9 protein-coding genes are annotated in these 15,324 nt (G+C 40.3%); 1 reads left to right on the forward strand and 8 read right to left on the reverse strand.

Annotated elements, in window-relative coordinates:
* Nucleotides 1-81: 81 nt before the first annotated feature.
* On the reverse strand, nt 82-1,806 hold the full coding sequence (locus tag B9A52_RS11130; RefSeq protein WP_084120538.1) for a RagB/SusD family nutrient uptake outer membrane protein: 1,725 nt from the start codon (nt 1,804-1,806) through the stop codon (nt 82-84).
* Nucleotides 1,807-1,818: 12 nt separating this feature from the next.
* Nucleotides 1,819-4,839 carry a SusC/RagA family TonB-linked outer membrane protein gene (locus tag B9A52_RS11135; protein ID WP_084120539.1) on the reverse strand — a complete coding sequence of 1,007 codons (3,021 nt, stop codon included), beginning with the start codon at nt 4,837-4,839 and terminating at the stop codon, nt 1,819-1,821.
* A 385-nt stretch (nt 4,840-5,224) separates the two neighbouring features.
* On the opposite strand from B9A52_RS11135, the gene B9A52_RS11145 reads away from it, so the two are divergent.
* Nucleotides 5,225-6,241, forward strand: a complete 1,017-nt coding sequence (locus B9A52_RS11145) for a LacI family DNA-binding transcriptional regulator (RefSeq protein ID WP_084120541.1) — start codon at nt 5,225-5,227, stop codon at nt 6,239-6,241.
* 6 nt (nt 6,242-6,247) lie between these two features.
* On the opposite strand, the gene B9A52_RS11150 is transcribed toward B9A52_RS11145, so the two are convergent.
* The 6 genes from B9A52_RS11150 to purH all read right to left on the reverse strand — a co-directional run bounded on the left by B9A52_RS11150 (nt 6,248) and on the right by purH (nt 15,320).
* Nucleotides 6,248-7,315 (reverse strand): aldose epimerase family protein, encoded by a 1,068-nt coding sequence (locus B9A52_RS11150; protein WP_084120542.1) that lies wholly within the window; start codon nt 7,313-7,315, stop codon nt 6,248-6,250.
* Between the two features lie 29 nt (nt 7,316-7,344).
* On the reverse strand, nt 7,345-8,376 hold the full coding sequence (locus tag B9A52_RS11155) for a LacI family DNA-binding transcriptional regulator (RefSeq protein WP_084120543.1): 1,032 nt from the start codon (nt 8,374-8,376) through the stop codon (nt 7,345-7,347).
* Between the two features lie 26 nt (nt 8,377-8,402).
* On the reverse strand, nt 8,403-9,383 hold the full coding sequence (locus B9A52_RS11160) for a M28 family peptidase (protein ID WP_084120544.1): 981 nt from the start codon (nt 9,381-9,383) through the stop codon (nt 8,403-8,405).
* The gene (gene cysS / locus B9A52_RS11165; RefSeq protein WP_084120545.1) at nt 9,373-10,866 is read right to left on the reverse strand and encodes a cysteine--tRNA ligase; all 1,494 of its coding nucleotides are present in this window, start codon (nt 10,864-10,866) and stop codon (nt 9,373-9,375) included. The genes B9A52_RS11160 and cysS overlap by 11 nt, the downstream gene beginning before the upstream one ends.
* A gap of 144 nt (nt 10,867-11,010) precedes the next feature.
* Complete coding sequence (gene eutB, locus B9A52_RS11170) at nt 11,011-13,332, reverse strand: ethanolamine ammonia-lyase subunit EutB (protein ID WP_084120546.1); 2,322 nt, start codon at nt 13,330-13,332, stop codon at nt 11,011-11,013.
* 461 nt (nt 13,333-13,793) lie between these two features.
* Nucleotides 13,794-15,320, reverse strand: a complete 1,527-nt coding sequence (gene purH, locus B9A52_RS11175) for a bifunctional phosphoribosylaminoimidazolecarboxamide formyltransferase/IMP cyclohydrolase (protein WP_084120547.1) — start codon at nt 15,318-15,320, stop codon at nt 13,794-13,796.
* Nucleotides 15,321-15,324: the final 4 nt, after the last annotated feature.

The raw sequence follows: 15,324 nt of genomic DNA on the forward strand, positions 1-15,324 counted from the left end.
AATGGGATCAGCAAAACCAATGAAGACCGAAGAAACATGTTCAGGACTTTTATTCTATAAACCGAAGATGCTATGAATAAATTAATAGCCTCCTGGGTTCTGGGGCAATACAACCCCATTTGCTTTATAGGTATCTATTTCAGCTTGTGGAATGGGCAATAAATAATCACGAGGATTAGTAAACACCCTGACTGCATTGGGGAATCTTTGATCGGTATTGAGATCATATTGGGATTCGATACCAGCATAAGAAACAAAACCATCTGCATCGATACTCGGAATAAACCTAGCATTTTTTTCATCCAAAATTCGTCCGTATAACTTCACCGGCATCACTTTGTGGGCAATTTGCCAGCGTCTGATATCGTATAATCTAAAACCCTCATTTGCAAATTCTACTTTTCTTTCCCTTTTGATAAGTGTTCTCAAAAAGGACTTGTCCAGCGAAGTAACCGCTGGATAATTTGCAACATCATCTACAGAAACCCCATAAGCTCTGGCCCTAACCCTGTTTAATGCATCATGAACTGACGGGTCGATTTCATCCAATTCTATTTTTGCCTCAGCATAGTTTAGTAAAGCTTCTGTATACCTGACCAATATGAAGTCAGTTTCGCTCCAACCTCTATTCAATAACTGCGATTCTACATTGGTATATTTTTTCCAAAGATATCCGCAGAAAGCAGCAGGCCAGATAACCCTTCTTGAATCATTGTTACGGCCTCTTAAAGTACCATCTGCATTACGGACTTCCAGACTGTCAAGATGACTTTCGAATATGATGCCGCCCCATATGCTTTGAGGAGTGACAATGGATGCTTTTAGTCTTGGGTCCCTATTGTCAAATGGTCTTGTTGGATTATATACAGTAGATTGATCAATAGGAAGACCGTCAATAGCTTCATAACTATCTATCATGGATTGAGTAGGCACTACCACACTAAATGAACCATAATTACGTGATCCTTGAGCTACTGAAAATTGAGGTAATGTTCCGAATCCATCTTTAAAAGGCATAGTCAGAATTGCTTCCCGACTACCCTCACCACCAGGGGTGAAGAGCTCTTCATAATTTGGATGCAAAAACAGATTACCACCATCAATCACAGCCCTGGAAGATTCCGCAGCTTCTCGATATCTGCCAGCAAAGAGGGCAACTCTAGAGTGCAGAATCAGGGCAACATCCTGAAATATCCGGTTTTTCTCCAATGCAGTTTTGGGTAATATTTGAGCTGCTTCTTGTAAATCAGAAAGTATATTGTTAATAACCTCTTCTTTGTTGACCCTAGGCAGTAGCCCGTCTGAAGGATTGGTAACTACTTCTTCCGTATAGGGTACATCTCCGAATAAAAACACCAGATTGGAATAAAAGAACGCTCTTAATACCATTGCTTCGGCTTTTATGCGCATCAATTGTTCAGCTGCCACGCTGGCAGAAGCTCTATCGAGATTAGAGATCAGGTTATTGGCACGGGCAACTCCCCGATATAAATGCGAATAATTATTAAGAAAACCACCACTATTGGCACTGTGGGAACCGGCCCCCAATTCATCGAAACCGGTAAAATTACCCCTTACCAATCCTATATCAGTAGCGCCATTGTCCATTCCAATGTGCGCCGGTAAGGCATAATCTGTTCGCCAAATGAGTGAATTGTACACTCCGTTGAGTGCTAGATCAAGTTCCTCCTGATTGCTGAAAAAAGTAGCATCAGTGGGCTCTGTCAATGACTGAAGATCAAGTAAATCGGAATTGCATGCTGTAAGGAAAAACAGCAACGATATGGAATAAATTATTTTTTTCATGACTTTTTCAAATTAGAAAGTAAGACTTGCGCCGAATGTATAGGCCCTAGTAATAGGGAAGATAGCCCCACCACTTCCGTTGGGTGTCAAAGGGTTTGTGCCTGGAGGAAGATTATTGAAATTTGCCAGGTTTTGAATTGATGTATAAACTCTCAGGTTTTGAGTTTTAAGTCTGTTTTTTAGAGTGGGGAAATTATAACCTAAACTCAAGTTTCGTATAGCCAAGTAGGATGCGTCAAATACCCAGACATCGGTAGCTCGCGCATCATTGCTTCCTGAACTTGTTGGAACCAAAATGGGTATTCGGGCATTGGGTCTTTCTGGAGTCCACGAATCCGTTGTATGCCATTCTTGCACCTTTCCAGCATTATGAAGTGGCCAGATTGCATCTCCCTGTAAAAACACATCCCTTTTACCCACTCCCTGAAACATGATAGAGAAATCAAAGCCTTTATAATCCGCATTTAAGGTCAACGCATAAGTATAGCGAGGAAAAGGATCCCCGATAATCACACGGTCATCTGGATTGATTACAGCATCAGCTGTATCTGGAATACCATCTCCATCTGAATCAATGGTGAGTTGATTCAAAAACCGGATATTTCCCGGAATCAGGGCTCCAAATTGTCTTGGAGCTTCATTAATTTCGTCTTGGCTTTGAAAAAATCCTTGTGATTGATACCCAAATATGGAATTGATCGGGCTACCTACAGTTGTTATTGAATTACCACTTATTATCTGACCTAGACCACCTAGATCCACAACTGAGTTTCTCACATCTGAGAAATTGGCATTAACACTATATCTAAAAGAACCTATTGCATCTCTCCACATCAAACTGAAATCAAAACCTCTGTTTTCTACGGTTCCGGCATTTTGAAGGGGCGCACTCAATCCAACTACTAGAGGCACAGGCAATGCCAACAAGATGTCTTTTGTAGTTCTTACATAGTATTCTACTGTAAACAATAATTTATTATCCACCAGGCCTGCATCCAAGGCAAAATTGGTAGTTTCAGTTGTCTCCCATCTAATTTCTCTATTTGCCAAAACATTTTGAGCGGCACCTGTTGCTATTCGGTCTCCGAAGATAAAATTAGATGTACCCAAAACAATATTTGATGTGTAAGGGAAATCGCTGCCAATCTGCTGATTACCCAGCCTTCCCCATGAGGCCCTTAACTTAAATTCAGAGAAAAAACCCAAATTGCTAAAAAATGCCTCCTCTGTCAATCTCCAACCTGCAGAAAACGATGGGAAATAAGAGACCCTGTTTTCGGGAGCAAATCTGGATGAAGCATCGCGTCTGATATTGGCTTCAAAGAGATATTTATCCTTGAATGAATAGTTAAACCTTGAAAAGTAAGACAATAAACTGGAATGGGTGGCACTTCCAAAGTTTCTCATGTTTGTTTCTGCACCGGCGTTGAGCTGTTCTAAATCATCAATTATAAAGTCAGTTCTGGAAGCACCAAATTGACTCCACTGGGATTTAATGAATTCATATCCACCGAGAATAGCGAAATTATGGTCCAAATAATTCTTTTTATAGGAAACCAAACCAATCACATTATCTTCAAAAATCTTGGTATTGGAATTACTCAATGAATTTCGATCAGGAACATTTCTGGTTTTCTTTGTGGGCCAATCCAAAATGGTGGTATACATTTTGGTGAAATTTTTTCTTGTCAAATCCCGGTATTCGGGTGAATAAGTAAGGCTGAAATTCAGGTTTTTGATCGGTTCATAATTTAACTTGATCAAGCCTCTGAAATAATTATTCTGAAGAACATTATTTCCGCCATCATTAACTCTTGCAATAGGGTTTTCTCCACTCCATCCATCTCCCCATGAACCATCAGAGTGAATCGCTACCGCTGTGGGCGGAATTCTGAAAGCTCCTCTAAAAATCTGATCCAAACTTGAATTCGGTTCTCCGGTAAGCTCCTGACTGAAATTTAGATCAAATGCTAAATTTACCTTTTTATTTACCTTGATATCTGTATTGAATCTACCGCTGTAGCGCTTGAAGTAGTAATTTTTGACGTTTGCGTTTTGATCTGTATATGAAATCGAAGCGAGCATCTTGATATTTTCCGTACCCCCATTGACACTCACATTGTGGTATTGCTGAAAACCGCTCTCGGTAAAAAGCAGATCCATCCAGTCTGTATCTGGGTAGATATCAGGATTAGAAGCCATATTTTGCTCATAATTGGATATGAAGTCAGGGTTCTCGTTTGTCACCCTTAAAAAATCCAGTGCACCTACGTATGTAGGCAATGTCTGTGGTTCCTGCCAGCCGGCAAATGCGTTGTATGTAACATTCATCACACCCTCCTTACCTCTTTTGGTGGTAACCAGAATAACACCATTTGATCCCCTTGATCCATAAATGGCTGCAGCCGCAGCATCTTTAAGTACAGAAATGGTCTCTATATCCGCCGGGTCTATATTATTTATATCCCCCTGAATACCATCTATGAGAACTAATGGATCATTCGAGGCGCCAAGTGAGCCTGTGCCTCTTATTCTCAAGGTTGCGCCATCAGCCCCAGGTCGGCTGGTAGTTTGTATCGCAGTTAATCCAGGCGCCATTCCCACCAGAGCCTGCGAGGCTTGGAAAACGGGCTGTTTAGCAATAGCGGCTCCAGAGATGGTTTCTACTGAACCAGTAAGATTGATCCTTTTTTGATCTCCATAACCAACTACAACAACTTCACCCAGATCATCCAAATTGGGTACCATAGAGATAGAGAAGTCATTCTGGTTATTTACGGTTATTTCTTGGGTAAAATACCCCAAAAATGAAATCACAAGGACGGTAGAAGAATTGGGGACACTGATAGAAAATTCACCATCAATATCAGTAACCGTACCCGAGGTAGTTCCTTTGATCATGATGTTTGCACCCGGTAAAGCCATTTGCTTTTCATCTAAAACTTTACCTCGCACTAACATCTCTTGTGCAGAGATTTGATTGATGCCAATGCCCATAAAGCAAAGCACCATAATTAGTAATTTTCGTTTCATAATTTGGTCATTTAGATTAATTATTTAGGTTCTTGGAATTTTATACTAAATCAGAAGTCGGAATTTTATTCTAATGTATGCACAATTAGAAAAATATAAATATGAAAAAATTAAAAAAAATAAATATTTATATCGTAAACGTTATCGATAACGTTTACATTTGAAAAAATGGCAATGATTTGAATGATTTGTTAAAAATTTGATAATTGAATTTTTGATTGATTTTTCTTTCGGAAGGAATTTGATTATAATTATAATTCCCAATCAAAATTCTTCAGAATTACTCAGAAAAAATCTTAAGAGTCATAGTGTAATTTTGATTAAAGAATCTCTAAATTATCATTTCTGTATAATTCCCAAAATAAATCATCAAATTGCTTGAGACATGAAAAAAAGCATCACCATTAAAGACATTGCCAAGAAACTCAATATTTCTACAGCAACCGTTTCCCGTGCTTTGAGAGGGTCTAGCGAGATTAGTAAAGAAACAAAATCAGCAGTGATGAAGATTGCAAAGGAGATGCATTATCATCCCAATTTATTGGCAAGAAGTCTTATAAATAAAACCTCCAAAGTTCTTGGAGTAGTGGTGCCCACCATCAACCGACAGTTTTGGTCCAACTCGATTTCCGGTATTGAAAGTGTAGCTTATAAAAAAGGGTATAAAGTGATGATATTTCAATCAGCGGAGTCTTACCAAAAAGAGGTTGAAATAGTCGAAATCTTAGCCAATAGCATGGTGGATGGGATTTTGATCGCATTTTCTAAAGAAACTCAGGATTATGCACATATTGAAGATCTTAGGGAAAGGGGTATTCCGGTTTTACTTTTTGAGCGGGTATGCGAATCTCTCCCTCTTTCCAAAGTGATCACAGATGATTTTTTTGGTGCTAAGTGTATTGTAAATCATTTGATTGAAAGAGGGAAAAATAGAATTGCTTACATCGGAGGGCCACTATCCCTGCCAGTTTGTATGGAAAGATTTCGAGGTTACCAAAGTGCATTGTTAGAGAATAAAATTTCCTTTGACCAAGATTTGGTTATAGAGATCTCTGATTTTGATGCAGACTTTTCAAGCAATGCGTTTAAAAATCTTTGGCATTCCGGTAATAGACCGGATGCAGTATTTTGCTTTGCGGATATTCTGGCCTTAGGAGTTTTAGCGGCTTCAAAAGAATTGGGTATTAAAGTTCCAAAAGATTTGGCCATTGCCGGATTTGGCAACGATGACATCACAAAGTATGTAAGCCCTTCTATTAGCACCATGGCGCAACCGTCTTTTGAAATAGGTCAATTGGCCGCAAAACTGATTTTAAAAGAAATTAATTTCGAAGAAGAAGATGAATTTGTATTTAGAACGGAAATAATCAAACCAAACCTCATTGCAAGAGAAAGCAGTTGATTCCAATTATTCAACACCAAATACAAACTGGGTTCTGGATTCGAATATTTCTCCAGGAAGCAAAATCACGGAGTCAAATTCCGGAAGATTGATGGCATCAGGGAAGTGCTGTGTTTCCAGGCAAATGGCAGACCTTTTATCAAATGCCACGCCTTTTTTACCTACAAATGATCCATTGAGGAAATTACCTGTGTAAACCTGAATGCCGGGTTCTGTGGTTGATAATGTTAATTTCCTGCCTGATTCTGCATCGTAAAGTATGGCACAATCCTCCGGTTGGTTGAGTTCAAAGCAATGATCAATACCATTTGCGATTTCCAATTGGTGATTGTCAATTTGAATCTGATCTTTAATTTTCTTAAGGTGTCTAAAATCGAAAGGTGTACCTGCCACGGGAGATTTCACGCCTATTGGGAGACTTTTTTCATTCAATGGCAAATAGTTATCAGCATCCACGAAGAAAGCATGGGATTCTATGTTTTTCGAAAAATCCCCACTGAGGTTAATATAAAAATGATTGGTGGGATTGATGATTGTTTTTTTATCTGTCATGGCCCTATAACTAATCTCCAATCGTCCGGTCTCATCCAAAGTATAAGTCACCCAAACATCAACTGTCCCAGGATAATTTTCTTCTCCATCAGGACTTTGGTAATAAAAAGTCACACCCACTGAATTATCAGTTTCAAAAGGCTCAGCTTTCCAGATTTTTTTATCCCAACCCATCATTCCTCCATGAAGGTGGGTGGTTCCCTGATTTGCAGGTAGATGGAAAGTTTTGCCATCCAGAGAAAATGAATTATTGGCGATGCGTCCTGCAATTCTGCCAACAGTGCTCCCTAAATAACAGTAATTATCCAGGTATTCTTGTTGAAAAAAACCTTCCAATGTATCAAAACCCAATAAAACATCTTCCATTTTTCCATTTCTATCAGGCAGAAACAAATGGGTCCAAGTGGCTCCATAGTTCATTACCCGGACTTCGATTTGGCCTTGAATACTTAACATATAAAGTTCCACTTCATCTCCTTGTGGAGTGAAGCCGAAGACGGATGCGGTAATTTTTGGACTCATAATTTAAGGTTTTCGGTTAAAAAGCTCATTTAGCTCTTAGGAGTTTTCTTGGTGGAATTTCTGGCTACCAGTGTAGTGAGCAAGACGAAAGTTTGAGGATCATCAGAAACCAATTCATCTAATTGGTCTAGAAGGTGGTTTGCTGCCAATTGCCCCATTTCATAACCCGGTTGGGATACTGTCGTCAATGAAGGCTCCACGACAGCAGAAGTGGGATTGTTAGTGAATCCAGCTAGAGCGATATCTTCAGGGATTCTCACCCCATTTTCTTTCAAGATCATCATCACTTCCACCGCCAAGGGGTCAATCATAGCAAAAATCGCATCAGGTCTATCTTGCTCTTGGAGCATGTCCAAGGTGATTTTCCTGTTCATTTCAAAGGTAAGATCGGTGATATAAACCCTACTTTCCTTTTCAGGGATTCCAAATTCTTTTAGGGCTTCTAAGTAACCTTCTTTTCTTTTTTTACTGATATAAAGATCTTCTGGACCAGAGAAATAAGCTATTTTTTTGAAGCCTTGTTCCAAAAGGTGATGAACTACCAAATAGGCTCCGTGAGCATCATCTACAGTTACTTTCGATACGGGAATTTCTTCAGTTACCCTGTCAAACATGATAAATGGGATTTCCCGGTCATAAAGCTCCTGAAGATGTTCGTAGGATTTTGTTTCTCTGCTCAGGGAAATCAAAAGACCATCTACCTGACTTGAAACGAGTGTTCTTACATTGGCTTTTTCCTGTTCAAAAGATTCGTTGGATTGACAAATCATGATGTTATAGCCTCTTTTATAGGCTGTATCCTGAATACCACTGATGTTACTTGAAAAAAAATGAGAGGTCAGTTCAGGGACTATCACCCCAAGTACTTTACTCCGGCTGATTCTGAGACTTTGCGCCAAAAGGTTGTACTGGTAATTCATACTTTTGGCCATTTCCACTATACGGGTTTTGGTGTCAGCATGAAGTTCGGGAGAATCCTTTAATGCTCTGGAAACAGTAGATACAGAGACTCCCAATTTCTTGGCAATCTCCTTCATCGTTACCTGATGACCTTTTTTCATAAGAGTTAGTGGTTAAAGAAGTTTATTTATTCTTGATAAATAGTGAACAAAACCGTTTGTCCTACAGCTCGCAGGCTTCTTTTATCAATAATATCCATATTATCCAAGTGGGTATGGTGGTAATGGCCGAAGCCTGAATCAGGGGAGAATTCCACTATGTTTATCATTGGGATCCCGGCATCGCGATTGACAAAAACATGGTCATCGATGATTTCGGGAGCGTCACGCATGATAAAGAAGTCTGAATATCCCAATTCTGCTGCGAAATTCCATATTTTATTGACAATGCTTTTTCCATACTGCATGGAATGTCCCTCTCGGTAGAACCTTGCCCCTTTGGCACCAACAAGGTCCACCAAGATACCGTAATAGGCTGAATATCCAGTGACATGGGTGTTTTTTGACCAGTATTGGGAACCAAGACACCACCAGATTTGGGAATTGTTTCTCAAATTCATATGTTCAGGCTCCCCATCATCTTCCCCGTCAAAGAGTATGATGTCTATACCTATTTCAGGTTTGATTTCTGAACTGTTGATTATTCGGGCAATTTCAAGCAGAACACCCACTCCGGACCCTCCGTCATTAGCGCCATCGATAGGTTCATCTAATCGCTGAGTATCCTTGTCGGCAATTCTTCTGGTATCCCAATGTGCTGCCAAAAGCACTCTTTTTTTGGCCGAAGGATTGTAGGATGCGATGATGTTTGATAAATTGAATAACTGATTGTCCCAGGTTTTTACCTGAAAATCCTGAGTTTGGACTTCCATTCCAAAATCTTTGAATTTCTGTATCAGCCAGTCCCTTGTTTTTCTATGCCCTTCCGTATTGGGCACTCTTGGACCAAAATCAACCTGCTGTTGAATAAAGGAATAAGCTGAATCCGCTGAGAATTCAGGGACAGGTTTATAGGTAATGGGCTCTTGGATTTTATCAGAAACCTTATCGCTTCCACAAGACCAAAGAAGTAGCGGAAAGACAAAAAACAATATAATCCTATTCCTCATATGCCCAGTCAATTTTATCTTTCATGTCTTTGACCACAATACCCAAGTCTTTTAAAGAAGACCTGATTTCATCCACTTTATTATAATTCTTTGCTGTTTTGACATCACTGTAAATAGCCAATACAACATCTAATAGCCCTTGTTGGTTTTCAGTTTTTTCTTCTTTTAGACCCAATATTTTTTCAACAAAAACAATATAAGTCTGATTCATTTTTTCAAAAACATCCCTTCCAAATACGCCGCTTTGCAACTGTCCAGTATATACTGAATTGATTTTTTTCAACAGATTGAATAAATGCCCGATGGCCTGTGCAGTATTAAAGTCATCATCCATCGCACGGAAAGCACTATGAATACTTTGCTCCACTTGTTTGATCTGAATGTCATCTAAAGGAATAGTATCATCAGCCTTGAATTCAAGACTCTTGGCAATTCTTAGTCCATTGATGATTTTTTTATAACCTTTTTGAGCTGCTTTAAGGGCTTCATTTGAAAAATCCAAAGTAGATCTATAATGTGCAGTCAATATAAAATAACGGATGGTCATCGGACTATAAGCCTGTTCCAAAAGGGCATGTTTTCCTGCAAACAACTCCTGAAGGGTAATGAAGTTGCCAAGGGATTTGCCCATTTTTTGTCCGTTGATAGTGATCATGTTGTTGTGCATCCAGTATTTGGCAGGATCCTGATGGTTGCAGGCATTTCCTTGGGCAATTTCGCATTCATGATGGGGAAACATCAGATCCATACCACCTCCGTGTATGTCAAATTGCTTACCCAAATACTTTGAACTCATTGCTGTACATTCCAAATGCCATCCGGGAAAACCTATTCCCCAAGGTGATTCCCATTTCATCAGGTGTTCGGGAGAGGCATGCTTCCATAAAGCAAAATCCACAGGGTTTCTCTTTTCCCCTTGTCCATCCAAATCCCTGCTTCCACTCATCAATTCCTCCAATACCCTTCCGGAAAGTTTTCCATATTGATATTTCTCATTGTATTTGAGTACATCGAAGTAAACCGAACCATTTACCTCATAGCCCAAACCTTCATCAAGAATGCCTTGAACCAAAGCAATCTGTTCCGGAATGTGGCCTGTTGCACGGGGTTCTATACTAGGCTTCCAGGTATTCAGTGCTTCCATATCCCTGTGATAGGTGTCCGTATATTGTTGGGCCACCTCCATGGGTTCCAGTTGTTCCAGTTTGGCTTTTTTGGCAATTTTATCTTCTCCTTCATCCGCATCACCCTGTAAGTGACCCACATCAGTGATGTTCCTAACATAGCGGACTTTATAGCCCAGGTGAGTCAAGTACCTGTTGACTGTATCAAATGTGATGGCAGGTCTTGCATGGCCCAAGTGGGCATCGCCATAAACTGTTGGTCCGCAGACATACATGCCCACATGAGGCGGACTTAGCGGGTCAAAATCTTCTTTCTTGCGGGAAAGGGTGTTGTATATTTTGAGGGTGTTTTGTTTCATGATTTAAATTGTACCATGTACTATGTACCAAGTACCAAGTATGTGTTTGAACCTGCAAAATAGGGTATTGGAATGAGTAAATAAAGGTATTCTTTATACGTGTGTTTAAAAATAGTTGAGTTGAGAGGATTTGCAACCGATTAATTAGACTTTGTTAATCAGTAATTCCTCAAAAATGTTGGCCACCTCTTCTGCCGCTTGATAGGGAAGAAGTGCAGTATCGGAAATACCTGAAACCACTTTGGTAACATCATGGTCAACTGAACCCTTGTTGGCCCATTTGTCAATGGTTGCTGCAGTGATGTAGGCAGAAAAATTATGGTGCCCGGAACCGGGCCTTTCTCCAATGATATGGATAATTCCTGTTTTCCTATCGAAGAAGGAAAGCGAACCGAACAACTGCTCTCCGGCAGCATATCCTGCCCTTACCCTTCCATGGGTAAAAACAATATGCTGAGGACTGATGATAATGCCTTTTTGATAAAGCTGATCTGTCAGTTTTTCAAGGAACGGGAACAAATGGCCTTCATCCATCAAGGCTTTTGCATTCAGTCCATCTGAAATGATGATCTGAACATCCGGGATTTGTTCACCCCAAGCTCTTTGGATGGCTTTTAACTCCCTTACTGCTTTTTTGCCCAATTGTTCTCCTGACTCAGGATGATAGACATAATCCTTCTTGTCAAAAGATAAAGTACTAACGCCAATCGCATTTGGAATTGACTTGACGAATGAATCCGTCATTTCTGTCCACAAGCTTATTTTGGCATCTTCATAGAGGAAACGGACCTTTTTGTCCAGCTCAGGATTCAAATCCCAATGGTTTTCCCCAAAGCCTTGGGCAATGGGGACACCCCTGTTTTCTATTTCTCCGATCATCCTTCGGCCCTCAGCCAAAATTTCCTCTTTGGTCCGCAGGTCTTTTTTGGCAAGCCGGTATTGGTAATAGACCCAAGTTGGATCTCCGAAATGTCCGGTTGGTTGATTATCCTCCCCAATGATCTCTATCTTTTTGAAAAAATCCCACATCGCATCGTTGATTTTGTAGTCGAATTTTTCCCGAATTCTGACATGGTCATTAAATGCCGTGGTCAGATAGCTCAACATGGGATCATTTTTGGTGGGCAGGGCCATCAGGTAAGCAGGATTGGCAGGCATAATTTGTTCGATACACCAATCCAGGTCATCCAAAGTCACATCCATGTGCAGGGTGGAGCAAATGTCCAAACCTATGGTCAGCCCATGCAGTTTGCCCATGACTGTATCTTCCAAACAGCAGCGGACCAACTGTTCCTTGGATTTGAACACCTCCGGACCAATAAATCCAGCCACATCATTCACATATACCCAAGGGAATTGATCAGGTGTTTTACCTTCTTCCAATTGGATTTTTAATGCCCTTACAAAACCATATTTTCTGGATTCATGGACAACCATGTCAAATCCCTCCCCATGTCCGTTGGTAAAGTCTGCGCCCTGTCCGGTCTCCGCATAGAGTCCAAACTTGCCTTTTCTTGTTTCCATATGTTGCGCCATTTTTTCAATGGAAACATCAAAGGTCTGATTGGCTTTGACAGTGCCTGCTATACTCTGAAACCAGATTCCTGTGGTTCCGGGATAGATTTTTTCAGCTTCTGCCTGGACATCGATATGCGAAAGGACGCAATTGGGTAAGGTAGATTCCAGATCAAAGGTGGAGATGACATCAAAAAGAGCTTTTTCGATTTCAGCAACTGACTTAGGATCGCTTGAAACCGGATTGGTACCCAATACCAGATCACCCACACCATAAGACCATGCATCAAATACCTGCCATACAATGTCATTAGGATTGTCAGTAGGGGAGTTGGGCTGAACCCTTGCACTCATATAGCCCTTGCTTCCGATTTTTGTTCCAGGGATAGGGTTAAACACTTTTTGCCCCACTTGGATCAATTCATCATTGCTCATCAGCTTGACCACACAGGCAATCACATCACTGCTCAAAGCAGGCATGATTTCCTTGATTTCCAATTCTGATTTCGTCAGGATAAAAGACTTCAGTTCACCTAAGGTCCAGTCATCTAATTCAGTATTTGAATCAGTAGATTGTTGGATAAGTTGATAAACTTCATCGGTGAAAAGGCTGTGTGTTTTCAGGTCATCGATTTTGGTGTTGGAAAGGAGCTTACGGGCATTTAGGCGGGAATCCTCAGAGGCTGCTGAAATTCCCAAAGTGAGATCACCTTCCTTGAATTCATTGGCCGATCCAATGATCTGACGGTAAAGTGTTTGGTTCATTTTACCCGAGACTCTATTGATATAAGAAAAAATGTCTTCATTCTCAATTGGCTTTCCGATAAGAGGCGCTTTTGTGATTCTGTTTTTATTTTTTGATGAACCAAGGTCACATGAATTGAACAGCAATACTGAGGTGCTGATGACCCCTACATGTGTCAAGAAGGTCTTTCGGCTGATTTTCTCCATGGCGGCTTGTGTTATTTTAGCGAGGATTACGAAGTTTCAAAGTCAGATATGAGATCTGATTTATATCTGATTTTGAAAAAACGCTTTAAGTTTTTACCGAATCATTGCTAAAAATAACCAATTAGAATTGAAACTTTATAAAAGTTGGGATTAGTAGTGCGAAAATTAACCTAGAAATAATTTTGATGTCATTCAGACATAAATGATTTTATTTTTACTTACATCAAAATATTTTGGCTTTAGCCCTTCTAAGCAAACATCAACCGCCTTTTAGGATTTGGAATATCTCTACCCAATTGAACGTATTGGTTTTCTAATAGTCTTTAGATCGTTATTCCCTCAAAAACTATGTGATCTTTATGTTCTATGTGGTAAAAAACAAGAAGACCTTTGAAAACGCAATGCGTACTCAAAGGTCTTCTCAAACTTCAAACTTCAAATCAAAAATCTAAGATCTAAAATCAATGCTTAAAATGCCTCACTCCCGTCATCACCATACTCATCCCATGGGTATCACAGAAATCTACAGAATCCTTGTCCTTGATAGAACCACCAGGTTGAACCACTGCTGAAATTCCTGCTTCATGGGCAATCTCCACACAATCAGGGAATGGGAAGAAAGCATCGGATGCCATCACAGCACCATTCAGATCAAAACCAAAGGATTTTGCTTTTTCGATGGCTTGTCTCAATGCATCCACCCTGGAAGTCTGACCAACTCCCGAAGCAAACAATTGATTGCTGTTGCTAAGGACAATGGTATTGGACTTGGTATGCTTACAGACTTTAGCTGCAAAGACCAAAGCATTTATCTCTTCTTCGCTTGGTGCAACTTTGGTAACCACTTTAAAGTCTGCTTTGGTTTCGGTCTGCAAATCTTTGTCCTGCTCGATGATGCCATTCAGCAAGGTCTTGATCTGCTTGGTACCTTCGATCTGAATTTTTTGTTGTAATAGGATTCTGTTTTTCTTGCCCTTAAGCAATGCCAAGGCATCATCATCAAATGATGGTGCAATCAACACTTCAAAAAACAAACTGTTCATCTCTTCTGCTGCTGCCAAATCCACATTCTGGTTGGTGATCAAAACTCCGCCAAAAGCAGAAGTAGTATCTGCTTCAAAAGCTTTTTGATAAGCTTCTTTGACTGAATCAGCAATAGCCACGCCGCAGGCATTGGTATGTTTAAGGATGGCAAAAGCCGTTTCTCCCTCAAATTCTGCTATCAAAGCCACTGCCGCATCTACATCCACCAAATTGTTGTAAGAGAGTTCTTTACCATTCAATTGGGTGAACAAGGCTTCAAGGTCGCCGTAAAAATGGGCAGCTTGATGTGGGTTTTCACCATATCTCAAAGCTTTGGCTTTGGATTCGGAAATCTTAAGCGCAGGGATATTTTCGGTTTGATTGAAGTAATTGAAAATATGGGTATCGTAATTGGAGGAAACCTGAAAAGCCTGGGCAGCAAAGTATCTCCTGTCTTCCAAAGTGGTGGCACCATCCTGATTTTTCAGTTTTTCTTCCAGTTCACCATATTGGGCTTTGGAAGCAATAATAACCACATCCTTGAAGTTTTTAGCGGCAGCACGGATCAGCGAAATACCACCAATGTCGATTTTTTCGATGATATCCGCTTCAGAAGCTCCTGAGGCAACAGTTTCTTCAAATGGATACAAATCCACGATCACCAGGTCAATCGCAGGGATATCAAACTCAACAGCCTGCGAAACATCGGACTCATTTTCTCTTCTATGAAGGATCCCTCCGAAGATTTTTGGGTGGAGGGTTTTGACGCGTCCACCAAATATGGATGGATATCCTGTCAGTTCTTCCACAGGAATTACCTGTGCGCCTTGTTCTTCGATGAACTGCTGTGTGCCTCCGGTAGAGTAGATTTTTACACCTTGGGCCTTGAGTTGGGCGATGATAGGTTCAAGATTGTCTTTGTAATAGACAGAGATAAGGGCGGATTGTATTTTTTTGTTTGCCATGATT

This window comes from Aquiflexum balticum DSM 16537 (assembly GCF_900176595.1).
GTDB lineage: Bacteria > Bacteroidota > Bacteroidia > Cytophagales > Cyclobacteriaceae > Aquiflexum > Aquiflexum balticum.